23 protein-coding genes are annotated in these 24,287 nt (G+C 61.8%); 15 read left to right on the top strand and 8 right to left on the bottom strand.

Annotated elements, in window-relative coordinates:
- Nucleotides 1-96 precede the first annotated feature (96 nt).
- Nucleotides 97-984 (top strand): SDR family oxidoreductase, encoded by an 888-nt coding sequence (locus tag NCT03_RS24930; RefSeq protein WP_250494311.1) that lies wholly within the window; start codon nt 97-99, stop codon nt 982-984.
- Between the two features lie 138 nt (nt 985-1,122).
- Here NCT03_RS24930 and NCT03_RS24925 read toward each other — a convergent pair whose 3' ends face one another.
- Nucleotides 1,123-1,575 carry a YjjA family protein gene (locus NCT03_RS24925; RefSeq protein ID WP_284503458.1) on the bottom strand — a complete coding sequence of 151 codons (453 nt, stop codon included), beginning with the start codon at nt 1,573-1,575 and terminating at the stop codon, nt 1,123-1,125.
- Nucleotides 1,576-1,965: 390 nt separating this feature from the next.
- Between NCT03_RS24925 and tauA the strand changes: the two genes are divergently transcribed.
- From tauA to NCT03_RS24910, 3 genes are read left to right on the top strand one after another with little or no spacing between them, the layout of a single operon-like run.
- Complete coding sequence (gene tauA / locus NCT03_RS24920; RefSeq protein WP_250494310.1) at nt 1,966-2,997, top strand: taurine ABC transporter substrate-binding protein; 1,032 nt, start codon at nt 1,966-1,968, stop codon at nt 2,995-2,997.
- Complete coding sequence (locus NCT03_RS24915; RefSeq protein ID WP_250494309.1) at nt 2,994-3,773, top strand: taurine ABC transporter ATP-binding protein; 780 nt, start codon at nt 2,994-2,996, stop codon at nt 3,771-3,773. Before tauA ends, NCT03_RS24915 begins: the two co-directional genes overlap by 4 nt.
- Nucleotides 3,774-3,823: 50 nt before the next feature.
- Complete coding sequence (locus tag NCT03_RS24910) at nt 3,824-4,642, top strand: ABC transporter permease subunit (protein ID WP_250494308.1); 819 nt, start codon at nt 3,824-3,826, stop codon at nt 4,640-4,642.
- A 196-nt stretch (nt 4,643-4,838) separates the two neighbouring features.
- Here NCT03_RS24910 and NCT03_RS24905 read toward each other — a convergent pair whose 3' ends face one another.
- The 4 genes from NCT03_RS24905 to phaP all read right to left on the bottom strand — a co-directional run bounded on the left by NCT03_RS24905 (nt 4,839) and on the right by phaP (nt 9,879).
- On the bottom strand, nt 4,839-5,966 hold the full coding sequence (locus tag NCT03_RS24905) for a zinc-dependent alcohol dehydrogenase family protein (protein ID WP_250494307.1): 1,128 nt from the start codon (nt 5,964-5,966) through the stop codon (nt 4,839-4,841).
- Nucleotides 5,963-7,627, bottom strand: coding sequence for an acetolactate synthase large subunit (locus NCT03_RS24900; protein WP_250494306.1), 1,665 nt, complete (start codon nt 7,625-7,627; stop codon nt 5,963-5,965). Before NCT03_RS24900 ends, NCT03_RS24905 begins: the two co-directional genes overlap by 4 nt.
- Nucleotides 7,624-9,228 (bottom strand): acyl CoA:acetate/3-ketoacid CoA transferase, encoded by a 1,605-nt coding sequence (locus NCT03_RS24895; protein WP_284503457.1) that lies wholly within the window; start codon nt 9,226-9,228, stop codon nt 7,624-7,626. Before NCT03_RS24895 ends, NCT03_RS24900 begins: the two co-directional genes overlap by 4 nt.
- A 108-nt stretch (nt 9,229-9,336) precedes the next feature.
- Nucleotides 9,337-9,879 (bottom strand): phasin family protein, encoded by a 543-nt coding sequence (phaP, locus tag NCT03_RS24890; RefSeq protein ID WP_250494305.1) that lies wholly within the window; start codon nt 9,877-9,879, stop codon nt 9,337-9,339.
- Nucleotides 9,880-10,015: 136 nt separating this feature from the next.
- On the opposite strand from phaP, the gene NCT03_RS24885 reads away from it, so the two are divergent.
- The 6 genes from NCT03_RS24885 (at nt 10,016) to NCT03_RS24860 (ending at nt 14,698) form a co-directional block, all read left to right on the top strand.
- Entirely contained in the window at nt 10,016-10,306 is a 291-nt protein-coding gene (locus NCT03_RS24885; RefSeq protein WP_250494304.1) for a hypothetical protein, read from the top strand.
- Nucleotides 10,307-10,358: 52 nt separating this feature from the next.
- Nucleotides 10,359-11,168: a transglutaminase-like domain-containing protein gene (locus tag NCT03_RS24880; RefSeq protein WP_244830261.1), complete on the top strand. Its 810-nt coding sequence runs from the start codon at nt 10,359-10,361 to the stop codon at nt 11,166-11,168.
- 40 nt (nt 11,169-11,208) lie between these two features.
- On the top strand, nt 11,209-12,297 hold the full coding sequence (locus tag NCT03_RS24875; RefSeq protein WP_250494303.1) for a zinc-binding metallopeptidase family protein: 1,089 nt from the start codon (nt 11,209-11,211) through the stop codon (nt 12,295-12,297).
- A 329-nt stretch (nt 12,298-12,626) separates the two neighbouring features.
- Nucleotides 12,627-13,259, top strand: coding sequence for a hypothetical protein (locus tag NCT03_RS24870; RefSeq protein WP_502800416.1), 633 nt, complete (start codon nt 12,627-12,629; stop codon nt 13,257-13,259).
- Between the two features lie 39 nt (nt 13,260-13,298).
- Entirely contained in the window at nt 13,299-13,760 is a 462-nt protein-coding gene (locus NCT03_RS24865; RefSeq protein WP_250494301.1) for a YsnF/AvaK domain-containing protein, read from the top strand.
- A gap of 62 nt (nt 13,761-13,822) precedes the next feature.
- Complete coding sequence (locus tag NCT03_RS24860; RefSeq protein ID WP_250468165.1) at nt 13,823-14,698, top strand: YsnF/AvaK domain-containing protein; 876 nt, start codon at nt 13,823-13,825, stop codon at nt 14,696-14,698.
- Nucleotides 14,699-14,742: 44 nt separating this feature from the next.
- On the opposite strand, the gene NCT03_RS24855 is transcribed toward NCT03_RS24860, so the two are convergent.
- Nucleotides 14,743-15,549 (bottom strand): alpha/beta hydrolase, encoded by an 807-nt coding sequence (locus NCT03_RS24855; protein ID WP_250494300.1) that lies wholly within the window; start codon nt 15,547-15,549, stop codon nt 14,743-14,745.
- Nucleotides 15,550-15,710: 161 nt separating this feature from the next.
- Here NCT03_RS24855 and NCT03_RS24850 point away from each other — a divergent pair, with 161 nt between their 5' ends.
- The 5 genes from NCT03_RS24850 to NCT03_RS24830 all read left to right on the top strand — a co-directional run bounded on the left by NCT03_RS24850 (nt 15,711) and on the right by NCT03_RS24830 (nt 21,256).
- Nucleotides 15,711-16,496 (top strand): DUF4118 domain-containing protein, encoded by a 786-nt coding sequence (locus tag NCT03_RS24850; RefSeq protein ID WP_250494299.1) that lies wholly within the window; start codon nt 15,711-15,713, stop codon nt 16,494-16,496.
- Nucleotides 16,497-16,504: 8 nt separating this feature from the next.
- Nucleotides 16,505-17,380: an alpha/beta hydrolase gene (locus NCT03_RS24845; protein WP_250494297.1), complete on the top strand. Its 876-nt coding sequence runs from the start codon at nt 16,505-16,507 to the stop codon at nt 17,378-17,380.
- Complete coding sequence (locus NCT03_RS24840; RefSeq protein ID WP_250494296.1) at nt 17,377-18,165, top strand: MipA/OmpV family protein; 789 nt, start codon at nt 17,377-17,379, stop codon at nt 18,163-18,165. Before NCT03_RS24845 ends, NCT03_RS24840 begins: the two co-directional genes overlap by 4 nt.
- A 333-nt stretch (nt 18,166-18,498) precedes the next feature.
- The gene (locus NCT03_RS24835) at nt 18,499-19,368 is read left to right on the top strand and encodes an ATP-grasp fold amidoligase family protein (protein ID WP_244830253.1); all 870 of its coding nucleotides are present in this window, start codon (nt 18,499-18,501) and stop codon (nt 19,366-19,368) included.
- A 556-nt stretch (nt 19,369-19,924) separates the two neighbouring features.
- Nucleotides 19,925-21,256 (top strand): hypothetical protein, encoded by a 1,332-nt coding sequence (locus NCT03_RS24830; protein ID WP_250494295.1) that lies wholly within the window; start codon nt 19,925-19,927, stop codon nt 21,254-21,256.
- Nucleotides 21,257-21,273: 17 nt separating this feature from the next.
- On the opposite strand, the gene NCT03_RS24825 is transcribed toward NCT03_RS24830, so the two are convergent.
- The gene (locus NCT03_RS24825; protein WP_244830251.1) at nt 21,274-22,497 is read right to left on the bottom strand and encodes a glycosyltransferase; all 1,224 of its coding nucleotides are present in this window, start codon (nt 22,495-22,497) and stop codon (nt 21,274-21,276) included.
- Between the two features lie 504 nt (nt 22,498-23,001).
- Nucleotides 23,002-24,285: a phosphopyruvate hydratase gene (gene eno / locus NCT03_RS24820; protein WP_250494294.1), complete on the bottom strand. Its 1,284-nt coding sequence runs from the start codon at nt 24,283-24,285 to the stop codon at nt 23,002-23,004.
- Nucleotides 24,286-24,287 lie beyond the last annotated feature (2 nt).

Below are 24,287 nucleotides of genomic sequence, written 5' to 3'. Positions count from 1 at the left end.
AGACCCTGTTAGTCGCTTTACCATGATGAAGTCACTACTTTAACGGGATAAGAAACGATCGGATAGTAAGCGGGTCACGACCAGGGAGCTTTGACCATGCGTATTTTTCTGACAGGCGCGACCGGTTTCATCGGCTCGGCCCTCGTTACCGAACTCATTCGCGCCGGGCATCAGGTGCTCGGCATGACGCGCTCCGACGCGGGTGCGCAAACGCTCGAGAAAGCGGGCGCCGAGGTTTATCGCGGCACGCTGGAAGAGCCGGACAGTCTCGTCGCTGGCGCGGCGCAAGCAGACGCCGTCATCCACACGGCTTTCGATCACGACTTCTCGAGGTTCATCGAGAACTGCGAGAAGGACAAGCGCGTCATTGCCGCGCTCGGCTCGGCGCTCGAAGGCTCGGACCGGCCGCTCGTCATCACGTCGGGAACCGGGATGGGCGGTGGCGCGCATGGCGAGGCGGCGAGCGAGGATGTGTTCAACGCGAGTCATCCGAACCCGCGCATCGCGTCGGAACTCGCGGGTCATGCGTTGCTGGACGCGGGCATCAACGTCTCGGTCGTGCGGCTGCCCCAAGTCCACAATCCGTTCAAGCAGGGACTCATTACGCCGCTCGTCGAGGTCGCGCGGAAGAAAGGCGTATCCGCTTATGTCGGCGATGGCCAAAACCGCTGGCCGGCGGGTCATCTGTCGGATGTCGCGCGGCTTTATCGGCTGGTCGTGGAAAAGGGCGAACGGGGCGCGCGATATCACGCAGTGGGTGAAGAAGGCGTCAGCAGCCGGGAGATCGCCGAGTCGCTGGGACGAGGCCTGAAGCTGCCGGCCGTTTCCATCGCGCCGGAGGAAGCCGCCGCGCATTTCGGATGGATGGCCATGTTCGTCGGTCTGGATATGCCCGCATCGAGCGCGTTGACGCAGGCGCGGCTCGACTGGCATCCGACCGGGCCGACGTTGATCGCCGATCTGGACGAGGCGCGGTATGTTTAACGCTTGAACGCGCGGCGCGGCGCCTCGGCATGAGAGCGCTGCGCATCGCTTTTGGATCGCTTAAGCGGCGGTGGAGCGTCTTCGACGCAAACATCGAGGACGCTCTCGCGGAAGCGTTCCATTGCCGACGTCAAACCGTCAACCACCCAGCAACGACTTGCCTTGCGACAGTATCTTGTCGCAGACCTGCTTGGTAATCTGCTCCTTGAGCCCGCCGCCGCTCAGATCGACTTTGCCGCTGCCGCTATTGAGAATGCCCTTGGAGCCGTCGGTGTATCCGCTATCGCTCGTCGATGCACCGCCCGGCAACTTGCTCATCAAGCCGTCCTTGACCGATGACGCGCCACCGCCGAGGTAGTTGTTCTTGATGCAATACTGGAGCACGCCGGCTACGTTGCCCGTGCTGTTCGATGTCAGCGATTGCAACGACATCCCGCTGCCCAGACTGCCGAGGCTGCTCAGTCCGCCACCGGCTCCGCTATCGCCCCCCTGATTGAGCAGATTGCCGAGCTGCGCATGCGCGGCGGGGACATACGCGAGCGTCGCGGCGAACATCGTAGCGGCCAGGGTGGAACGAGTGCGTGAGATCATGCGAGCCCTCTCTCTTCGTTGAAAACATCCTCCACTATAGTGCGTTTCGAAGAAGCGGCGACCCGGACTCGAACCCTTCGATGAAACAGTGCTCGCGAGATCGAGCAATGCACGCGCGCCACGCGTTCAGACAAGCTTACGGAATGTCGACCCGATGCGCTTGCCTAAACGGTCCGACTCGTCGAACTGTGCGATCGGCTCGTGGATGCGGAGCGCATCTTCGAGTGTCGGCGTCAAGTGTCGCGCCGCTTTTTACGCCGCGCATCAGGGTGCGGTTTCAATGAAGACCAAAGCAGTCGCGATGTGATTTGCTACGCATAAAACATTGGTAGCCGCGGCACGTGAAGTGCCTATAGTCGAAGGCTTTACAACGACCATAGCGCCTGCTCCATGAAACACACGACCCGTCGTCAACTCCTCGCCAGCCTCGCCTCTTTTGCACTTGGAACCGTCGTTCTCGCACCGATGCACGCGCGCGCGGAGACACGCGAGGTCGTCATCGGCTATCAGGACATGGTCGTGCCGTGGCGCTATGCGCAGGCAAGCGGCGCGGTCGAAAAGGCGACCGGCTACAAGGTCACGTACCGCAAGCTAGGCAGCGGCGCGGACGTGATTCGCGCGCTGGCGTCCGGCTCGATACAAGTGGGCGAAGCAGGGTCGAGCCCGATCGCGGCCGGACTGTCGCAAGGCGTCGATCTCTCGCTCTTCTGGATTCTCGACAACATCAACGACGCTGAAGCGCTCGTCGTGCGCAACGGCTCCGGCGTGACGAAGCTCGCTGATCTGAAGGGCAAGACGCTGGGTCTGCCGTTCGTATCGACCTCGCATTTTCATGCGCTCGTGGCGTTGCAGCAAGCGGGCGTCGATCCTTCATCGGTGAAGATCGTCAACCTGCGGCCGCCTGAAGTGGCGGCGGCGTGGGAACGCGGCAATATCGACGCGACCTACATCTGGGACCCGGTGCTCGCCAAGGTCAAGCAGAACGGCAAGGTGCTCGTGACATCGGGCGAAGTTGCGAAGGAAAGCGGCAAGGCGACCTTCGATGGCTTCGTCGCCTCGCGCAAGTTCGCGCAGGACAACGCCGCGTTCATGGCGGGTCTCACCAAGGTGCTCGCCGATACCGACGCGCAATACCGCGATCACAAAGCCGACTGGACCGCCGGTTCGAAACAGGTCGAGGCCGTGGCGCGAGAGTCCGGTGCAACCGCCGCCGACGTGCCCGCGAGTCTCTCGCTCTACGCCTTTCCAAGCGCGAGAGAACAGGCGTCGCCAACCTGGCTCGGCGGCGGTCAGCAATCCGGCGCTGCAAAGTCGCTCACGGCCACCGCACAGTTCCTCAAGCAACAAGGCACGATCCAGAACGTCCTTGCTGACTATTCGACGGGCGTCGATCCGCGCTTCGCGCAGCAGGCCGCGAAATGACTTCGCTGTCCATCCGCAATCTCGGCGTCACGTATGAAGGCGCGAGCGCGCCCGCGCTCAAGGGCGTCGATCTGCAAATCGGCAGCGGCGAGTTCGTCGTCGCGCTCGGCGCTTCCGGATGCGGCAAGACCACGCTGCTCAATTGCCTTGCAGGCTTTCTCGATCCAACCGAAGGCGAAGCGTCGCTCAACGGCGAGCCGATTCTCGGGCCGGGCGCGGAACGCGGCGTCGTGTTCCAGAAGTACGCGCTCATGCCCTGGCTCGACGTGCTCGACAACGTCGCGCTCGGCTTACGCTTTCGCGGCGTCAAGCGCGACAAGCGTCGCGAGATCGCGCGCCGCACGCTTGCCCTCGTCGGCCTCGCGCAATACGAGCACGCGAAGGTCTATGCGCTGTCGGGCGGCATGCAGCAGCGCGTGGGCATCGCGCGGGCACTCGCCAGCGATCCCGAAGTGCTGCTGATGGACGAACCGATGGGCGCACTCGATGCGCTCACGCGCGAAACCGTGCAGGAACTCGTGCTCGATGTCTGGGCGCGCACGCAAAAGACGGTGTTTTTCATCACGCATAGCGTGGAGGAAGCGCTCTTTCTCGCCACCCGTCTCGTGTTGATGACGCCGGGTCCGGGCCGTATCGAGGAAGTGCACGAACTGCCGTTCTCGCGCGAGTACGTCGCGAATGGCGATGCCCGTGCGGTGAAGGCATCGCCCGCCTTCATCGAGTGGCGCGAGCGCCTGACGTGGCGATTGCATCGTCCTGTCACGGAGGCCGTGTGACGCAGCCCGTTCAGGAGGCCCGCTTCGCTCCACCCTCGGAAAGCGCGGCAGTGCCTCGCGCCCGGCGCGCAAAGCGTGGCAAGCGCTATCGCGGCATGCCGGGCGCAGGACCCACTGCGATGCCGAGCACGTTATGCGTCGTGGCGATCGCCGTGCTGTGGTGGGCGACCACGCATTTTCACTGGTTACCACCGCTTTTTCTGCCGTCGCCCGAGGCCGTGTGGCGTGCTTTCATCGATGCCGTGCACGGGCGCATTCAGGGCGGTCTGCCGCTATCGGAGCATCTGCTGTGGAGCGCGATTCGCGTGTTCGGCGCGTTCGCGCTCGCGGTCGTGACGGCGGTGCCGGTCGGCATTTTGATGGGCGTGAGCCGGATTGCGCGCGGCGTGCTCGATCCGCCTCTGGAGTTTTACCGGCCGCTGCCGCCGCTCGCTTATCTGCCGCTCGTCGTGATCTGGTTCGGTATCGATGAAACCGCGAAGATCGTCGTCATCTGGCTCGCGTGTTTCGCGCCGATCGCCATGGCCGCGCACGCGGGCGTACGCAGCGCGACCACCGAGCAGGTGAACGCGGCGTGGTCGCTCGGCGCGAGCTTTCGGCAAGTGGTGCGGCATGTCGTGCTGCCCGCCGCGTTGCCCGAGATTCTGACGGGCTTGCGCATAGCGGTCGGCTTTGGCTGGACCACGCTCGTCGCGGCGGAAATGGTCGCGGCTAACGCCGGTCTCGGACAGATGGTGCTGAACGCGTCGAGCTTTCTGCGCACCGACGTAGTGGTGATGGGCATCGTGCTCATCGGTGCGATTGCGTGGATCTTCGACTTCGGCATGCGCGCGCTGGAACGGCGGCTCGTGCCGTGGAAGGGGCGTTGAAGGCGCGCCTTCCACGCAATCATCACAGCGAAGACAAGCGCGATGCGTTCCTCAAGCAGTCGTCGAAGCGCGTTTCTCGATGGACTGCGGCGGTCACAAGGCAGCTTCGCGAACCGAAAGACATCGTCCGCGAAGGCAAGGCGCGATTGCCTTCCTTCGCGAAGGACTTCATGCGGCTACGCGTGGTCAAGCCGAATCAATCGAACACGACCACCTGCCGAATCGCTTTTCCCTCATGCAGCAGGTCGAAGCCATGGTTGATCTCGTCGAGCTTCAGGCGTCCCGTGAGCAGCTTGTTCACGGGCAAGCGGCCTTGCGAATAGAGATCGACGTAATGGGGAATATCGCGTGACGGCACGCACGTGCCGATATAACTGCCCTTCAACGTGCGTTCCTCCGCAACGAGACTCACCGCCGGCAGCGGCCAGTTGGCGGTCGATGGCGGCAGCCCGGCGGTCACCGTCATTCCGCCGCGACGCGTGATGCGATACGCGAGATCGAGCGCGCGAATCGAGCCCGCGAATTCGAATGCGAATTCGACGCCGCCCGAACTCAGCGAGCGAATCTGTTCGAGCGCATTGTCCTGACCCGCGTTGACCGTATGCGTGGCCCCGAGCGCGCGTGCCTGTTCGAGCTTGTCGTCGGCCAGGTCGATGGCGATGATCTGCCGCGCGCCCGCCGCGTGTGCACCGATGAGCGCGGCGAGACCGACACCGCCCAGCCCGATCACCGCCACCGACGCACCGACTCGCACCTGCGCCGTATTGACGACAGCGCCGACGCCCGTGAGCACCGCGCAGCCGAAGAGCGCGGCATCGCCGAGCGGCACGGCGGGATCGATCTTCACGACCGAGCGGCGCGACACGGTCGCGTACTCGGCGAACACGGAGCAGCCGAGATGATGGTTGAGCGGCTCGCCCCCATGCGAAAGCCGCCGCTCGCCGGACAGCAGCGTGCCGGCGCCGTTCGCGGCCGCGCCCGGCTCGCACAACGCCGGCCGCCCTTCGGCGCACGGGGCGCAGTGTCCGCAACTCGGCACGAACACGACGACCACGTGATCGCCCACTTTCAAATCGGTCACGCCCGCGCCGAGTTCCTCGATGATGCCGGACGCTTCATGCCCGAGCGCCATCGGCATGGGACGAGGCCGGTCGCCATTGATGACCGACAGATCCGAGTGACACAACCCCGCCGCCGCGACCTTGATCAGCACTTCGCCCGGGCCGGGCGGCGCAAGCTCGACCTCTTCGATGCGAAGCGGCTTCGATTCCGCGTAAGGCGTGGCCGTACCCATCGCGTTCAGAACTGCTGCCTTGATCTTCATTTCGTCCCCTCGATGCCGCGGTTGCCGAGTTCTTCGACAAGCACGCGAATGTTTTCCGAATAGTCTACCGGCACGATCACGAGCTGCACGCCGCCGTCCTCGAACGCGCCCTCCAGCGCCGGAACCAGCCCTTCGGCCGATTCTACGCGCCGCCCTTTCGCGCCGTAGGCATCGGCATACTTGAGGAAGTCCGGATTGCCGAAGGTGAGGCCCCAGTCGATGAACTTGTCGACGGCCTGCTTCCAGCGAATCATGCCGTACGCGTCGTCCTGAATGATGAGCACCACGAGGTTCAGCTTCAGCCGCACCGCGGTTTCCAGCTCCTGCGAATTCATCATGAATCCGCCGTCGCCGCACACCGCCATCACGCGCCGCTCGGGGTAGAGCAGCGCGGCCATCATCGCGGATGGAAGGCCTGCGCCCATCGTCGCCAGGGCGTTGTCGAGGAGCAGCGTGTTGGCGCTGCGTGTGCGGTAACAGCGCGCGAACCAGATCTTGTACATGCCGTTGTCGAGCGCGACGATGCCATCGGCGGGCATGACTTCGCGCACGTCGTGGACGATCCGCTGCGGCGTCAGCGGAAAGCGCGATTCGTCGGCGCGGTCGAGCGTGCGCTTCAGAATGCCTTCGCGCAGCGGCGCCAGCGCACCCGCGCACGGCAACCTGCCTTCGACGCGCGCGGCGAGGCGCGACAGGCTCAAGCCCAGATCGCCGACGACTTCCGCATGCGGAAAGAACACCTGCTCGACATTGGCGGGCGTGTAGCCCACATGGATCACCTGCGGCCCCTTCGGTCCCATGAAGAACGGCGGCTTTTCGACCGTGTCGTGACCGATTGCGAGGATCAGGTCGGCGCGGTCGATCGCTTCGTGCAGATAGTCGCGCTCGCTGAGCGCGGCCGTGCCCATCCACAGCTCGGTGGCTTCGTCGTTGCCGATAGCCGCGACCGTGCCCTTGCCCATCTGCGTATTGAAGAACGGAATGCCGGTGCGGCGAATGAAGTCGGTCAACTGGCCCGCGAGCCGCGGCCGGTTGCTCGCCGCGCCGAACATGACGAGCGGCCGTTCGGCGTGCATCAGCAAGTTCGCGGCGCGTTCGATCGCGGCGTCGTGCGCGACGGGCAGTTCGACCGGATGCCTGGGAACGATGCCCACGTCGTCGCTCACTTCGGTGGCCGCCACGTCTTCCGGGAGTTCGAGATGCACGGGGCCGGGACGCTCTTCGGCGGCGAGCCGGAACGCGTCGCGTATGACCGTCGGAATACTCGCGCCGCTCACGATCTGACGCGATGCCTTGGTGAGCGGCTTCATCGTCGCCACGATATCGACGATCTGGAAGCGCGCCTGCCGCGAGGTCATGATGGCCTTCTGGCCGGTGATGAGGATCATCGGCATGGCGCCGAGTTGCGCGTAAGCCGCCCCGGTGACGAGGTTCAGCGCGCCGGGACCGAGCGTCGCCATGCACACGCCCGGCTGACCGGTCAGACGACCGTGCGTGGCCGCCATGAAGGCCGCCGACTGCTCATGGCGCGTCACGATGAGCTGAATGCTCGATTTGCGCAGCGATTCCACGACATCGAGGTTTTCCTCGCCTGGCACGGCGAAGATACGATCGACGCCTTCGTTTTCGAGCGCCCTGACAAACAGGTCGGATGCTTTCATTGGCAGTATCCTTGCAACGCGAGTTCGCGGGTCATTGCGCCGCGCTCGGTGAGAATGGTCGACAGGTCCATGATCTGCGGAAGGAAAATGCGCGGGTCCATTAGCCGGACCTGACGCACGATGGGCGCAAAGTCCATATGCGCGAGGATATCGCGTTCGAGATCGATACCCGGTGCGATCTCCGTGAGTTCGAGTCCCTCGGGCACGCGACGAAACACGCAGCGTTCGGTCACATACAGCACGGGCTGACCGCGCGCGGCCGCGAATTCGCCATTGAAAGTGATCTGTTCGACGCGCTCCACGAACTTTTTCTTCGCGCCTTCCACGATGATCGCGAGCCGCCCGCCTTCGATCTGCACCGTGAGTCCGCCCGCCGTGAAGGTGCCCGCGAACACCACGGAGCGCGCGTTCTGGCTGATGTTGATGAAGCCGCCCGCGCCGATGAGCCGCGCGCCGAAGCGGCTCACGTTGACATTGCCGCCGCGGTCCACTTCGGCCATGCCCAGGCAGGCGAGATCGAGACCGCCGCCATCGTAGAAATCGAATTGCTGATTCTGATGCAGGAGCGCATCGACATTGATGGCGGCGCCGAAATCGAGGCCGCCGAGCGGCATGCCGCCGATCACGCCTGGCTCGGCGGTCAAGGTCAGATGACTCAGCAAGTGCTCCTCGCCCGCGACAGCCGCCACCACTTCAGGCACGCCGATTCCGAGATTCACGACGCCGCCCGGCGGCAACTCGAACGCGCAACGGCGTGCGATCACCTTGCGCTCGTCGAGCACGGGGCTTTTCATCTCGCCGACCACGGCTTTCGTTTCGGCGGAGAACGCTGGGTCATAGACCGTGCCGTATGTCTGCGGCTGCGCGCCGGCGGACGCGAGCACGATGCGATCGACGAGAATGCCCGGCACCACCACCGCGCGCGGATCGAGCGTGCCGCTTGGAACGATCCGCTCCACTTGCGCAATCACCAGACCTTTGCCGTTATGCGCGGCCATGGCGATAGCTTGCGCGTCGAGCACGAGCGCTTCGCGCTCCATCGTGATGTTGCCGTCGGTGTCGGCCGTGGTGCCGCGAATCAGCGCCACGTCGAGCGGAAAGGCTTTGTAGAGCAGCCACGGTTTGTCATCGATCTCGATGACGCTGACGAGCTCTTCCGTCGTGCTCGCGTTGATCTTTCCGCCGCCAAGCCGCGGGTCGACGAACGTACCGATTCCGACTTGTGTGATCGTGCCCGCGCGATGCGCCGCGATATCGCGAAACAGATGCGACATCGTGCCGAGCGGAAGGTTGTAGGCTTCGATCAGGTCGTCGGTCGCCATGCGTGCGAGCTTCGGCACGAGCGACCAATGTCCGCCGATAGCGCGCCTGATGAGCCCCGGCAGCGCGATGCGGTTGAGTCCGCGCTCGCCGCCGTCGCCCGGTGCGGCGGCGAAAACGACCGTCAGATCGCGTGGCGTGGCCGAGCTTCGGAAACGTCGTTCCAGCGCGATAAGCAATTCATCGGGTGTACCGATGCCGACGAATCCCGAGCAGCAGACGGCGTCGCCGTCGCGGATCAGTCCGATCGCTTCGTCGGCGGTCGCAATCTTGTCTGTCATGGCGGGACCTCTCTAAGCCAGCAAAATCACCGGAGTGCTCCAGGCGTGGCCGCAATAAAAAGCCCGCTTAAGCGGGCGTTGGCGACGGATGTCACATTCCCGGAAACTTCACGCCGAATGTTTGGGGCTGGTGTTCAATAGCTCGATGCTGGCGTTGGTCGCACCAGTCACGCTATCCACCGTGCTCTCGCTTGCATCGAGAATGAGCTTGGGCGCAGCGCTTGCCGCATGCGCGGACGAGGCCACATCCGATATCGAAGCAATCGACTTTTGCACTTGCGACGAGCCTTGCTGCATGGCCGATTCGAACGCGCCCTTCATACCGGAACCGTATTGCTCGTACTGGCTGCGCGCTTCCTTGAAGATGTCGGCTTCCGTCTCACGAACGATCTGGAAGAAGTGACGCGCATAAGCGGCCGACTTTTCCGGCACTTCCGCGAACAGCGTCCACTGAAAACCCATGAAGTCGCCCGGTTTCACGTCCGAACCCGACGTGAGGACCGAGGCGCTTTCCTCGAACACAGCCTTGACCGTCTGCACATTCAGATCGGCAAGCTGTTGAAGTCCCATCGCATAGCGCTTCGTGATGCCGAAAAACGCTTCGAGTTGTGCCGTTGCCGCCGGTGCCGATGATTGAAGAATAGGAAACATTGTCCGCTCCATAAAGAGGTACGTGCGAGCCGATCCGTGGGTACGGCGCCCGTTTTGTTGCATTGCAACAATGAGTCCATCATACGGGAGTGGTCGCATGCGTCAAGCAAAGTTTTTGTGATCCTTCGGTTTCCTGATGTTTTCCATCGGCGACACCGTTGAAGCGATTCGGGCAAGGTGCGTCAAGTCGAATGAACCGGTTTTGGCGCGCTTCGGAGTGGATGCTGCTTTTCTTTCCAAAGCGTTGGGACAAAGTAATGGTGTTATCGTGTATTCACAAGCATCGATGGTTCCAGGCCCCGATGTTGCTGGAACAAGTTATCTCATGCTGGCATGCAACAAGAACGTCTTCATCCGATGCATACATCAGGTGAATGGCGGCGCTTGGCGAAGCTGGCAAAATCTCCTGGGTCGTGTCGAAGGTTGAGGCGTTCGGTTGATCGCCCTAGTACGCCCGTTAATCCTTTGGACCCACCTCCATGAAGCTCCGCGTCGGTTTTCAATTGACCTATAACTGCACTCAGGCCACGCCTGCGGTGCTCATGCTCAACACGCATCCTTCCATGTCGGACAAGGTCGTCGTTGCCGATCGCATTACGTTCGATCCGCCGCTCGCGTTCACGCACTATTACGACGGCTTCGGCAATCTGTGCACGCGTATCGTGACGCCGTCTGTGGGTCCGCTCGTCGTGGCGACCGAAGGCGTGCTCGAAGTGCCCGATACGCCGGAAAGCTATCCCCTGGAAGATGGTCAACTCCCGGTCGAACAACTTCCCGACGAGTGTCTACAGTTTCTGCTGGGCAGCCGCTATTGCGAAACCGACTTGCTTTCCAACTTCGCGTGGCAACGGTTCGGCGGACTGCCGCAAGGGCGAACCCAGGTGCTCGCCATCTGTGATTACGTGCACGCACACATCAAGTTCGACTACAAGACGGCACGGCCCACGCGCACGGCTTCCGAAGCGCATCAGGAAGGCATCGGCGTGTGCCGCGATTACGCGCAACTGGCGGTGGCGCTCTGCCGCGCCCTGAACATTCCGGCGCGGTATTGCACCGGCTATATCAGCGACGTGAACCTGCCGCCGCCTTATGCGGACCAGGATTTCTGTGCATGGTTCGAAGCCTATCTCGGCGGAACCTGGCAGACTTTCGATCCGCGCAACAACGCACCGCGCACTGGCCGTGTACTCATGGCGCGCGGCCGCGATGCGACCGACGTGCCTATCAGCATGACCTTCGGGAGCGCGGCCCTGGTCGACTTCAAGGTGATTTGCGAGCCGTGCGAATGATCTTCGCGTCCACCTTTAGAACGCCCACGAATCGTCCGTTATGAAAGCGTTTCACTGCACCGACTGCGGACATCTCATCTTCTTCGAAAACGTTCAATGCGAACGCTGCGGGTCGATGCTCGGCTTCATTCCGGAAACGGGCGAGATGAGCGCATTCGTCAAGCTGAAGGGGCCTCGGTGGGAAGCGAAGCCGGCGGACAGCGACGTTCGCTATAAGCCGTGCCACAACTATTCGGTCGAAAAGGTTTGCAACTGGATGGTGCCGGAAGACTCGCCGGACCCGTTCTGTCATTCTTGCCGTCTGACCGCCGTAATCCCGAATCTGAAAGCGCCGCGCCGTCGTTATTACTGGGCCAGACTCGAAGCCGCGAAGCGTCGTTTGCTGTACACGCTCGCCGTGCTGGGATTGCGCGTCGACACGCGCAAGGAGCATCCTGAAACCGGGCTCGAATTCGAGTTTCTCGAAAGCCGCCGAGGCAAAAAGGTTTTGACGGGCCATCATAGCGGCCTCATCACGATGAACATCGCCGAGGCAGACGACGTGCGCCGCGAACGCGTGCGCATCGCCATGCGCGAGCCCTACCGGACCTTGCTCGGTCACTTCAGACACGAGATCGGCCATTACTACTTCGATCGCCTCGTGGTGGGCGCGCGGCGAACGGCGTCGTTCCGCACGCTCTTCGGCGATGACCGGGCGAGTTACAGCGAAGCGCTTTCGCGCCACTATCGCAACGGCGCGCCTGCCGACTGGGCGACGAATCACGTCAGCGCCTACGCGACCATGCATCCCTGGGAAGACTGGGCGGAAACCTGGGCGCACTATCTTCATATCGTGGATACCACCGGCACCGCGCGCGCATGCGGCATCAACATCGCGCCGGTGAGCCGCAAAGGTCCTAACTTCGCCGCGCAAGTGCTGCCTCACTCGCCGAGTTTCGAATTGCTGATGAAGCAATGGACGATGCTGACGTACGCCATGAACAGCCTTAACCGAAGCCTCGGCATGCCGGACCCGTATCCGTTCACGCTCGCACCTGGCGCCGTGAAAAAGCTGAGGTTCATCCATCGTCTGATCGAGGCGCAGAGCCTCGAGCATGAACACGATCGCGTGGAAGCAAACTCGCCCTGAGTCCGCATTGACGGACATGGATAGGTCAACGCGGCGCTAAGTGTTCTTCGCCCGCCGCGCGACACCCTCAAGCAGATCCCACCTATTTGCTCCCGACCGCATGCGCGAACCTTCGTCCATGCCGGTTCAAGCCAACTCCGGCACTTCGTGGGAATGGTGATTGCACCTACAAGTTGGCCAGCACGCGTTGCTCACTAGACGTGCCTGTTATGGCTTCCTAAATTCTTTTGGATACCGCTATGCGCCTGCTTACTACACAATATGGTCTACCCCGCGTCTCATGGGGTGCCGTCATCGCGGGAGTCATCCTCTCGCTGATCGCGTACCTCATGTTGACGGTGCTCGGAACCGCTATCGGGGCATCGGTGCTGTCGCCACTGACTCAGCCCGATCCATCACGCGGCTTCGCGTTCGGCTCCGGCGCCTACATGATCGTGATGACGGTCATCGCCGTGTTCATCGGTTCCTATTTTGCAGGGCGTTGCGCGCCGGTTCTTGGCTGGCTGCATGGCCTGCTTGCATGGGCCGTGATGATCATCGCGATGGCATACGGCGCAACGTCGCTCGTCGGCAGCGCAGTGAGTGCGGCAGGCAGCATCGCATCGACCGGTGCGACGGCTACCGCCGCGGCCAACCCTTCGGCCGCAAGCGGCACGATGCTGGGTTCGCTCAAGGCGCAGGTTCAAGGCGCGGTTGCTTCTGCAACGGCCGCTGCATCCGGCCCGCAAGCTGAAGCCGATGCACGTCAGGCCGCCGATACCGCCGCACGCGGCGTCGCCCGCGCTTCGTGGTTCTCGTTCGCTGCACTTCTCGTCGGCGCGATCATCGCGATCGTGTCGGGTGGTGCGGGATTCCGTCACCAACCGCCGTTCGAGGATGCAAGCGGCAGCGCTCCCGATGACGTCGCCTTGCGCGCCGGTGCCGCAGGACGCCTTACGCCGGACAACCGTGTCACACGCTAAAAGCCCTATCCGACTGATCCACGAAACTTGGAGCCGCGCATGAGCACGCAGAATCGAACGGCGACAGGTGTCGTGGAAACGTCGACGTTGACCGCCACTGAAGAACGTCTGCACGTATCGACGGAAACGCTCGAAACCGGCATGGTGCGCGTTCGTGTCGTGACGCACACCGAGTCGCGCGAGGTGCCCGTCGTTCTGCGCAACCGCACGGCACAGATAGAACGCATTGCCCTCAATCGTTTCGTGGACGCGGAGTTTGCGCCGCGCCATGAAGGCGACACGTTGGTCGTGCCCGTGTTCGAGTACGTGCCCGTGACCGAACTGAGGCTGATGCTCAAGGAAGAAATCCGCATCACCACTGTAGTGACCGAAAAAAATGACGTGCACAGAGCCGAGTTGCAACGTCAGGAAGTCGTCGTGGAAAGGCGCGCTGGAACGGTTGGAGACTGGATTGCGGACCCCGCGATACCGTCCTCGGGCTCGGGCAAGACATCTTCCTGAGCCGTTCTTCGAAGCAACGTCTGGCCGCCATTCAAATCACTCAAATCTACCCGGAGCAAAACATGACTCAAGCAATCGTTGGTGTATTCGATTCGTTTCAGCAAGCCGAAAGCGCGGTCGCGCGTCTCGTAGAAGGCGGTCTGGACCGCGCCGACATGGAAGTGCACGCCAGTGACGAGACGAGCGGCGCGGAACGTCCCGTGGTTGCAGATCGACCCGCTTCCGCCGCCACGGAAGAAGTCGGCATCGTCGGCAAGATCGAGAATTTCTTCGGCAACATGTTCGCTGGCGACGACCGGTCGGAAGACATCGGCAACTATCAGGAAGCGGTTCGTCGCGGTGGCGCGTTACTCACGGTCAACGTGAAGGAAGAATCACAGGTGCCGCTCGTGCGTTCGACGATGCACGAGGCGGGCGTCGTGGATATCGACGAACGCGTGGCGCATTGGAAAAGCGGCGGTTATGCGGGCTTCGATGCATCCGCAAAGCCGTTGACTTCGGATGAAGTGCTGGCCGATCGCCAGTCATTTGCGGTGACGCGTGAGTCGCTCGAAGTCGGCAAGCGCGAAGTCGAAACCGGCGGCGTGCGCGTCTATTCGCGCGCCACTGCAACGCCTGTCAGCGAGACCGTCAATCTGCGTGACGAGCATGCGACGATCGAGCGCCGTCCGGTCGACCGGCCCGCCACGGCCGCCGACCTGAAGGAAGGCTTCGTGGAAATTCGCGAGACGGCAGAACACGCCGTCGTCGCGAAGACCGCGCATGTCGTCGAGGAAGTCGTCGTGGGCCGGCAGGCAACCGAGCGCACCGAGACGATCAACGAGACACTGCGCGGCACGGATGTCGAAGTCGAACACGTCGAAGCCAAGAGCGTCGACCCGGTGCGTGCGATCGACGGCGTGAGCCCGGTTGCGCCTGTCAAGCCGACCTCGCATTGAGCCCGCGCGACTGACCGACGAGGAAACGCCGGCGCCGGGCTTCGTCAGCCGGCGTGCATCCACTGCAAGACCTGCCGCCAGTCCGCCTGCGTCATGACGCCGAACCAGTCGTCATGATCGGCGGTCGGCAGGAGCATGAAACGCGCGCGTTCGTGTTCGTTTGCGAAGCGGCGCGCGTGCACCACCGGGATCAGCGTATCCAGTTGCGCGCCCACGATCACGAGCGGGCCATCGTAATGCGACACGGCGGCGACGGAATCGAAGCCGTCGTGCAGCATCCAGCGGATCGGAAAAATCGGATATTTTTCGGCGGCGACGTCGGCGAGCGAGTCCCACGGCGTGATCAAAACGACGCCCGCGAGCGCTGCTTCATTGCCCTTCACGACCTGCGCGGCCATGCCCGCACCGAGCGACTCCCCGACGAGATAAAGCGGCCCGCGCCACTGCGCGATGGTGGCCGCCAACGCTTCCCGCGATGCGGCCAGCGCCGCCTTCATCGTGCGCTCTCCCGGGCGTCTGCCGTGCCCCGGATACTCGACGATCACGATCCTATACCCGTCGCGCACGAACACGTCGGCGAGCGGCAATTTGGTGTCGGCCGACTCCTCGTTACCGTGATAAACCATGACCGTCCCGCGCGGTTCGCGCCCGGCCGGAGTGACGACATAGCCCGCGAATTGGTCGCGCACTTGCAACAGGTCGATGCTTGCACCGGCGTGCGGGACTGTGCGAAGATCCGGCGCGCTCGGAGTGGAAGGCAGAAGCATCCGGTCCTGCACCATAAAGAGCGTCAGCGCCGCAAGCAGATAAGCGGCGATGGCAAAGCGTAGACCGTGGGACAGCAGGGGCATGCGAATTCTCTCGTTCGACATCATCAAGCTTTTTCAGACGTTGAAAGCATAATCATTCCAGCGCCCGCGCGCCGCGAAAGCCCGTTATGCCTCACATGGCATTAAAGTCGCGCGCCGGAACGCCGATACCACGAGGACAGTCACACGCCTCGTGCAATAGCATGCATATCAGTAATTCTCGCCGATGGGCGCCGCGCGGCGGCAAACGATGGATCATCGCGGCAAGCGCGCTTTTCACCGCCGCACTCATCCGCACGCTGCTGCACCCGCTGCTTGGACCCGTCATGCCCGGAACGGCGTTTCTCATTGCCGCCGTTCTCGTCGAGTATTACTGCGGTCTTGCGCCGGCGGTTTGCGTGATGCTTGCCGGACTATGTATTGCCGACTTTCTCTTCGTGCCGCCCTATGCGCGCATCGAGGACTTCGACCGCGCGGATATCAAGCTGCTCGTGTCGTATCCGTTGATCACTATCGTCATGATGACGCTCGTCGAGCGGCTCAAGCGCGCGCAGTATCGCGCCGAGTTGCTCGCTTCGGTGGCGCAGTCGCGCTATGAAATGCTCTTGCGTCACGACAACGAACGCCTCATCACGCGCCGGGCGACCGAGGAAATGCACCGGATGCTCCAGCACGTCACGCAATACAACCGTTCGCTGATTCTCATCAAGGCGCTCGATTCGACGACGCGCGTCTCGCCCGCCAATTTCGTCGCGGCGGCGAATTCCCCAGTTATCGACGATGACGCGCCGCGCGCCGGCATCGCATATGGCGCCAAGCATGCCGATGCCCACGGCGAAGATATTGCCCGCGTCAGCGATGCCCTTCTGCCGGGGCTTCACCGTATCCGGTTCCAGTCGGACGAGCAGGACTGGCGGCCCGTCGAATGTGTTTGCGAGCGCTTCGCCACGCCATCCGGCGATTATCTCGTCCTCCGTTCGGCTGCCTGACCATGAACATGCCTTACTTTCCCCCCGCCCAGAACCGGGATCACGCGGTCCTGCTGCTGCACGGCCTGTCAAGTTCGCCGCTCGAATTGCGCTTTCTCGCCCGCTATCTCGGTGAAGAGGGTTTCGCAACGCACACGCCGGAGTTGCCCGGATACAGCGCGGGCGCCGGACACGCTTCGATGGAAGAGTGGCTGCGCGCGGCCGTGGCGGAATTCGACGCGTTGGCGGCGCGGCATCGGCACGTTTCGGTGTGCGGCCTGTCGATGGGCGCGGCGCTCGCCGCCGCGGTCGCCCATGAACGCCCTTCCGCGCGCGCCCTGCTGTTGCTCTCGGTCACGCTCGACTATGACGGCTGGGCCATCCCGTGGTGTCGATTCCTGCTCGACTGGGCGTACTACACGCCGTTGCGTACGCGTTATCGCTACCGCGAGCACGAGCCTTATGGTCTGCGCAATGAAGCGCTGCGCACGAAGATCGCCCGCGCGATGCAAAAAGGCGAGATCAGCGAAGTCGGCCCGGCATCCATTTCGATGCCCGCGCTGCACGAGGCCAGCCGTCTCGCGGCATCGGTGCGTGGCAAGCTGAAGCGCGTCACGAGCGACTGCCTCGTCATTCACGCTATCGACGACGAGACCTCGAGCCCGCACAACGCGCGATTCGTCGCGGCAAACGTAGGCGCCTCTTTCTTGCGGACCATCTGGCTCGACGACTCCTATCACATGATCACGTCCGACAACGAGCGCGAAGTGGTGGCTCGCGAATGCACGATGTTCCTGCGCGAGAGCGCATCTGCCTGCGACTCCACCGATGGCACAGGTCCCGTGATGTCGCGTGCCCTGGCGCGTCGGCTCCGGCAAACGGCTGCAGGCGCGAAGAGAGCATGAAGCGCGCGCAAACATTCATCGCGCGCACCTGCGTGGCGCTTGCGGCCGTGCTCGCATTTGGACCGGCACACGCCGCCGACGCGGACACGCAAACGAATGGTGACTGGAAAATCTCGATCGGGCCCGGACTGTACGTGTTCCCCGAATTTCCGGGATCGTCGCGGATCAAGGTATTTCCCTTGCCCGTGCAGGATATTTCCTGGCGCGACCGTATCTTTTCGCAAGGTCCGGACGTGCTCGGCGTCAACGTGCTGCGCGGGGAGAACTACCATGCAGGCATGTCGGTGAGCTTCGACTTTCAGTCGCGATCCTCGTCCGATGACGCGCGACTCGACGGCCTGCCCAACGTGCACTACGGACCGAAGCTGCGACTATTCGCCGATTACACGTACTGGGCCTTCACCGGATCGACAGCCGTTTATCAGGACATCGGCGGCACCGGGCAAGGACTCACCGCGATGGCGGATCTCTATGTCTCCGCGCCCATCGGCAAATTGCTGCTGTCGGCGGGGCCGGGGCTGACTTGGGCCAATGGCGCTTATACGCGCACGTTCTTCGGCGTTTCACAACCGGAAAGCGTGGTGTCCGGATTGCCGCAATACTCCACCGGCTCGGGCCTGCGCGACGTCCACTTCAATCTGGCCGCGAATTACACGATCTCTTCGCACTGGTCGGCCAACCTGGTCGCAGTCGTTGGCCGGCTCGAACGCTTCGCTGCCGGCAGCCCGATTACAGAACGCAGGTTGGATGTGAACGGAATGGCTTCGGTCGCATATCGCCTCTGAACGCAATCTATCAACCTGATTACATACAGATTCGAAAGAGCTTGAGATATCAGACCTCATGCGCTTGCTTTAGAAATAAACTCCGCGCATTAGTAAGACGTGAACTTGACGTCCCTTACGTTCCATCGCAACGTGCGTTAGCGCACAAAACCAGCCACGTCGCTGGCCATACTTGACCCACGTGACCTTCTTCACGTCTGAAAGGCTGCGATTTTCATCGCGACTTATTCAGTAGCTGCATTATTTTGAATATGGCACATTGTGCGTGCCCTGCTTCGCCAAAACGGAATGAATATCTAATTCACGATGATCGCGAACGCCTTCAAAAATTGGATGCCCGACGAACTCTTCCTCCGTCTGCAGCATCGCAGGAAGATCGGGCGATTCCCGAGTCTTGCAAATCCCGAAACCTTCAACGAGAAAATGCTCCGGCGCAGTCTGAACCCGGACGCGCGCTTTACCGATCTGGCCGACAAGCTCATTGTGCGTGACTTCGTCAGGCGCGTGATCGGCGAAGAACATCTGATTCCGCTGCTCAAGGCGTCTGAGCTCTTCACCGAAGAGGATTTCGAGGCGTTGCCCGACTCCTTCGTCATGAAGGCCAATCACGGCAGCGGCTTCGTCAAGATCGTCCGCGACAAAGCGGAAACGAGTTATCAGGAACTGAGGACGCTTGCCGACCGGTGGCTTGCAACCGACTTTTCCAGAACCGGGCGCGAGCGGCATTACCGCGCGATTCAACCGCGGCTGCTTTTCGAAGCCCTGCTTCTCGATGAACAAGGCAACATTCCCGCCGATTTCAAGATCCACTGCTTCAATCCCGAAGAGGGACCTTCCAAGCTGTTTGTCCTGCTGATCTCCGATCGCTATACGGGCCATCCGCGCGGGGATTTCTTCGATGAATCGTGGAACCACCTCGACATCAGGATCGGACACTATCCGCGTAGTGCGACGCCTTGCGAGCGCCCGGCCAACCTCGACGCGATCCTCGCCAAGGCGAGAGCGTTGTCGGCATCCTTCGACTATGTGCGCGTGGATCTTTATGCACCCGACTGCAAGATCTTCTTCGGCGAAATGACCTTCACGCCGGGCGGTGGACTATATCCCCTCTTCCCGGACAGCGTGGATTATCAGTGGGGGCAAATGTTGCAGGCGGCGCCTCTGTTATCCACGCCGAAAATGTCGACGCGGACGATCGGGTGAATCGGCGTGTGTGCGGTTGTCGAAACGCTGACACCGCCCGCATTGGTCACTCAGGCGTGACGTGAACACACTGAGCCATCGGTTCACGTCACGTCACATCGTTTCCCTAAGGCTCTTCCTCTTGAACAACGTCGCGTCCGCGGTTGCGTTGCATTTCGCAAGCCTTCGCTACCCGAAGCGTTCGTGCGTTATCGATGGTTCAAGATTTCGATCACGCTCTCTGCATTGTCTTTACGACGCATTCACGTTTTTTCATATTGCCGCCTCACAAAGCGCCGTTAAGGAAAAGCGTTTGCGCAACTCTGTAGTTCGAGAAGCGACCTGCAAATCCCCGCCGAATTCGTTCAGACTCGAAGTGTTCCGCGTAGTCCCTGGCGTCAACGCAGTCATCGCTTAACGCAGGTCTCGAGGGCTCTCGACCGCGCCTCTGGTCAAGGCAGCGCAGGCATCCTTTCGCCTTCGATTTATTAGTTCGCATTCCTACTATGTTTAAAGAATGGCGATTTTATCGCAGAGTAATTGGAGTTTTCCGCGAGAAGGCGGATTAGCATATTCGATGATTGATCGACGTAGATTTTTAGCTAGCCTGGGCGCGTTGTCCGGAACCTATACATTGGCCGCCTGCGGAGGCGGAAGCGAAAGCGACGTACCGAACTCGACATCGAGCGCTTCCGGGCGGTCCAGACAACTGAATCCCACTGCAAGAGCGGAGTCGCAAGGCCCATCGCCGGATGGCACGACCATTCCTGACGCAACCGCGATCGTGGACAAACGCGGCTCCGTCTGGACGGTGAATAACGGCGTCGTATTTCAGAACGACACGGCAATATCCATTGCCAACGTTTTGATGCTTCTCTGGTCGGGCGGCAAGATCTATCAGAGAAACACGAGCGGGCAATTCTATGTGTGGTCGAATGATTGGCTACTTTGCCGGGACCCGCGCACACCGCTCGCAGCGCAATCCGGCATGTTCTTCGGCATGAACGGTCATTACGATTATCTCTACACACCCGCGCAAACCATCGCTATTTTGAATGGCATGGGTTGCAGTATCTATCGGCTCGGGTGCAATGAGACGTCGGCTGAACTCAGACCTGTCGCAAGGATGGCGAGGGCCATGAACGGAACGGGCATCGAACTGTTCTGTCTGATTCAACAAGGATTGACGGATGACTGGGGTAACCTGTTCGGGAGCGAGGCCGCGGCATACGCCAAGGCCTACAGCACAGGCGTGACGGTCGCGAGCACGCTGAAGCCCTACGGCGTGACGATGTACGAATGCGGCAACGAACTCACGCGCCGAGCTCAGACTGTAATCGACTCGAATCGCGCCGGAACGGATGTCGCCGACTTCAACAACGATAACTGGCCGGTCATGCGCGGCGTCATGCGCGGTTTGATCGACGGCGTGAAGGCCGCGCAGCCCGACGCCATGTGCGGCATCAACTTCTGCGTGGCGGATATCGGTGCGTCGGACGCGTTATGGGAAGGCAATCAGCCGGACGGCACGAGCGGTCATCCCGTAGTCCGCTGGGACATGACGACATGGCATAACTACGAAGTCTATGGCGATTTGTTCGATATCGGTTCGGATGGCGCGGGCCCGCACTTCGACCTGCCGCAATACTGCAAGGCGCGTTACGGCGTTCCCTTCATGATTACCGAGTGGAATGCCAATCCCGAACAAAGCGACGACTACCGGAGCGCGTTCGTGCAGTCCCGATTGCAATCGTTCTACGACGCCCGCAAGACGCACAACATTCAATCCACCATGTATTACGTGCTCGACAGCGGCGACCACACCTTCGGCATCATGCACAACAGCGTGCCGATCTTGCCGACGTATCTGAGCTTCGTGAATTTCGTCCGCTCGCATGCGGATTTCTGATACCGCGCGAGACCGCATCACGTTGCGATCTCGCGCGCTTCGCCCGCGCGCGCCTCGACCAGAATGGCCTCCAGTTCCGCGTGCAACGTGCGGTTGTTGAAGTTCGTTTCGATAGTGTGCCGCGCGGTCGCGCGCATCTTGTCGGTGTCGATCTGTCCTTTGGCGATTTTTTCGAGCGCGGCGGAAATGCTCGGCCCCGAACGCTCGTCGACGAGCACGCCGGTCTCGCCATCCACCACGAGCTCGGGAATGCCGCTATGACGCGTTGCGACGACGATCGCGCCGGTAGCCATCGCTTCCATGATCGACACCGGAATGCCTTCCATGTCGCCGTTGGCGGCCGTCACGGACGGCAGCAGAAACACGTCGGTGCGCTTTAGTTCCGCGAACACTTCGTCCTGTGCGCGCGCGCCGAGAAAGTTGACCGGATTGCGGTTATTCGCGGCCATCGCGCGCAAGTCGGCCTCAAGTGGGCCGTAGCCGATCACGTTGTATTCCACGGGCAGGCTGCAATCGCGAACGCCGGCAATCGCGTATTCAAGGCCTTTTTTCTCGACGAATCTTCCCACGCTCAGCACTTTGAGCGGGCGTCCGGGCTTTTGCTTGTCGGTGGCAAGCGGCAATTGCTCGACATCCACTCCCACGTGATGCACGAGCGTCCGCGATGCAGGCGCGCCCCAGTCGATCAGGCGCATCCGCCAGAATTCGCTGACCGGCAGCGACAGCGACCCCCTTCCGAAGAGCTGCTTGTAGTGCGGCAGATAACGCTTGACGAGCGCTTCGTCGCTCATGTCGAAGCCATGAAAGACGGTGGAGATAGGGCCTTCGAAATAGCCCGCATCGCGCAGATACATGGCGCGCACGCCGAGGGGACCGAAATGTGCGATTACCGCGTCGAAACTTTCGTGCGACATTGCTCCGCCGCCCGAGAGGTCGAACAGGGTCGAGCGGCAACCGGATGTCGCCGCGCGCCAGGCCACGCCAATGCGTTTGCGTCCTTCCGGCGTTGAGAGTGAACTCAGTCCGAAGCGCGCCAAATGCGCAATGCGTGCCGCCGTGCCCTGTTTGCGACGAAATATGCGTAATTCGATCTGGCCTTTGAGCGGATCGTCGGCGCCTTCGTCATAGCGCGCGGCAAGAACGACCACATGATGTCCTCGTTCCGCGAATCCCGCGATCTGACGGACCACGAAGGTTTCCGATGCAACAGGATAGCTGTCGACAACAAACGCGATTTTCATGCGCCTCTCCGCTTCCGCATCATTTTTCATGATGCGGGTACGCTAGTAAGGGGGACGAATCAAATGGTGTGCACGCTTGCCATGCCTTGTTGTCCACACCTGCCCATCGTTCGATAGTGCTCAGGCCAGCATAGTCCAAAATGCCACGCATTGTTGCTCTGCCGCTGGCGCTTCGTTCATCGGTGCCTTTATCTTTGCGCGTCGATGCGCAATTACGCACACCGATGGATTATGCTTTCATCGCGGCAAGTTCCAGACCATGTTGAAACGAAGGCGTGACTCACGCCTTAAGGCCGACAACATGAGCAAACAATTTGCCAGACCGTCGAACGCAACATACTCGCGCACACGTCAACGCTCGCGATCGCTTAAGGGATGAACGAAGCAGCCACTGGTTAAATTCCACACGTTATGTATTTTTCGTGGAATATATGCTGATTATTCGTCTGGATATTGTAAAAAGGCACCGGGACGGTTCGCTTGGGCCTCTTAACGGACGCGCACCTATCGCCTGCGACCGAGCATCGACATACCCGCAAACTGTGCCGCGTCGCCAAGCGCTTCTTCAACGCGAATCGCCTCGTTCCACTTGGCCATGCGTTCCGAGCGCGAGAACGAGCCGACTTTGAGCTGGCCCGCATTCCAGCCAACGGCAAGATGCACGATGGTCGTATCCTCCGTCTCACCCGAGCGCGCCGATACGATCGTGCCAAACCCCGCGTTCTTTCCCGCTTCCAGCGCCGCATGCGTCTCCGTCACCGTACCCGCCTGATTCAACTTGATGAGGACAGCGTTGACATCGCGTTGCTCGGCGGCCTTTGCGATGCGCGCCGCGTTCGTCACGAGGTAATCGTCGCCGATCACCTGCACGCGTTCTCCCACGGCTGCCGTGAATCGGCGCAAGCCGGCCGCATCGTCCTCGCTCAACGGGTCTTCCATCGACACGATCGGGTAACGGTCGCACCATCGGAGCATCAGTTCGCACATGGCGTCGCTGTCGAGCTCGCGGCGCTCCAGGCCGAGCTTGTAACGCCCGCCCGAGCCGAATTCGGATGCGGCGATATCGAGCGAAATGGCGACTTGCTCGCCCGGAACGAACCCCGCTTCTTCGATAGCCGCGACGAGCGTATCCAGCGCCGCTTCGTTGCTCTCGAACACGGGCCAGTGCCCGCCTTCGTCGGCGACACCGGCAAGATGACCACGCTTCGCCATGATCCTGCCCGCAGCCAGATAGACCTCGGCGGTCATCTCCAGCGCTTCGTCGAAACTTTTCGCGGATGGCGCCATGACCATCAGGTCCTGAATATCGATACGCCGGCCAGCATGCGCGCCGCCGCCGAAGATCTGGATTTCCGGGATCGGAACGCTGACGGTTCGGCCGTTGGCGACATAAGCCCACAGCGGCTGCCGACGGTCTGCCGCCGCGGCATGCAGAACCGCAAGCGACGTCGCGACCAACGCATTGCCGCCAAGCCGCGATTTGTCCTCGGTGCCATCGAGTTCGATCAGACGCGCATCGATTTGCGTCTGCCCGAGCGCATCCATGCCGATCAGCGCCGCCGCGATTTCATCGTCGATACCGCGTAACGCATCGCTCACGCCGAAGCCGCCCAGCGCGGCCGCCCCGTCGCGCCGATCCACCGCCTCGAAACGCCCGCGAGAAGCACCCGCCGGGGCCATGCCGCGTCCTTTGGCGCCGCTTGCCAGCGTCACTTCCACTTCCACGGTCGGACGTCCGCGCGAATCCCAAATGCGGCGGCCGTGGACGGATGCAATCGCGCTGCTCATAT

This window comes from Caballeronia sp. GAWG1-1, assembly GCF_023631465.1.
Taxonomy (GTDB): domain Bacteria; phylum Pseudomonadota; class Gammaproteobacteria; order Burkholderiales; family Burkholderiaceae; genus Caballeronia.
This window is presented reverse-complemented; position numbering and strand designations above follow the sequence as displayed.

Coding starts and splice junctions, on each gene's coding strand:
- NCT03_RS24865 (WP_250494301.1), top strand. CDS start 13,299: ATGAGCACGCAGAATCGAACGGCGACAGGTGTCGTGGAAACGTCGACG.
- NCT03_RS24830 (WP_250494295.1), top strand. CDS start 19,925: ATGATTGATCGACGTAGATTTTTAGCTAGCCTGGGCGCGTTGTCCGGA.
- eno (WP_250494294.1), bottom strand. CDS start 24,285: ATGAGCAGCGCGATTGCATCCGTCCACGGCCGCCGCATTTGGGATTCG.
- NCT03_RS24845 (WP_250494297.1), top strand. CDS start 16,505: ATGCCTTACTTTCCCCCCGCCCAGAACCGGGATCACGCGGTCCTGCTG.
- tauA (WP_250494310.1), top strand. CDS start 1,966: ATGAAACACACGACCCGTCGTCAACTCCTCGCCAGCCTCGCCTCTTTT.
- phaP (WP_250494305.1), bottom strand. CDS start 9,879: ATGTTTCCTATTCTTCAATCATCGGCACCGGCGGCAACGGCACAACTC.
- NCT03_RS24915 (WP_250494309.1), top strand. CDS start 2,994: ATGACTTCGCTGTCCATCCGCAATCTCGGCGTCACGTATGAAGGCGCG.
- NCT03_RS24900 (WP_250494306.1), bottom strand. CDS start 7,627: ATGAAAGCATCCGACCTGTTTGTCAGGGCGCTCGAAAACGAAGGCGTC.
- NCT03_RS24895 (WP_284503457.1), bottom strand. CDS start 9,228: ATGACAGACAAGATTGCGACCGCCGACGAAGCGATCGGACTGATCCGC.
- NCT03_RS24850 (WP_250494299.1), top strand. CDS start 15,711: ATGCATATCAGTAATTCTCGCCGATGGGCGCCGCGCGGCGGCAAACGA.
- NCT03_RS24925 (WP_284503458.1), bottom strand. CDS start 1,575: ATGATCTCACGCACTCGTTCCACCCTGGCCGCTACGATGTTCGCCGCG.
- NCT03_RS24905 (WP_250494307.1), bottom strand. CDS start 5,966: ATGAAGATCAAGGCAGCAGTTCTGAACGCGATGGGTACGGCCACGCCT.
- NCT03_RS24860 (WP_250468165.1), top strand. CDS start 13,823: ATGACTCAAGCAATCGTTGGTGTATTCGATTCGTTTCAGCAAGCCGAA.
- NCT03_RS24930 (WP_250494311.1), top strand. CDS start 97: ATGCGTATTTTTCTGACAGGCGCGACCGGTTTCATCGGCTCGGCCCTC.
- NCT03_RS24855 (WP_250494300.1), bottom strand. CDS start 15,549: ATGCCCCTGCTGTCCCACGGTCTACGCTTTGCCATCGCCGCTTATCTG.
- NCT03_RS24825 (WP_244830251.1), bottom strand. CDS start 22,497: ATGAAAATCGCGTTTGTTGTCGACAGCTATCCTGTTGCATCGGAAACC.
- NCT03_RS24880 (WP_244830261.1), top strand. CDS start 10,359: ATGAAGCTCCGCGTCGGTTTTCAATTGACCTATAACTGCACTCAGGCC.
- NCT03_RS24875 (WP_250494303.1), top strand. CDS start 11,209: ATGAAAGCGTTTCACTGCACCGACTGCGGACATCTCATCTTCTTCGAA.
- NCT03_RS24870 (WP_502800416.1), top strand. CDS start 12,627: ATGTTGACGGTGCTCGGAACCGCTATCGGGGCATCGGTGCTGTCGCCA.
- NCT03_RS24885 (WP_250494304.1), top strand. CDS start 10,016: ATGTTTTCCATCGGCGACACCGTTGAAGCGATTCGGGCAAGGTGCGTC.
- NCT03_RS24840 (WP_250494296.1), top strand. CDS start 17,377: ATGAAGCGCGCGCAAACATTCATCGCGCGCACCTGCGTGGCGCTTGCG.
- NCT03_RS24835 (WP_244830253.1), top strand. CDS start 18,499: ATGCCCGACGAACTCTTCCTCCGTCTGCAGCATCGCAGGAAGATCGGG.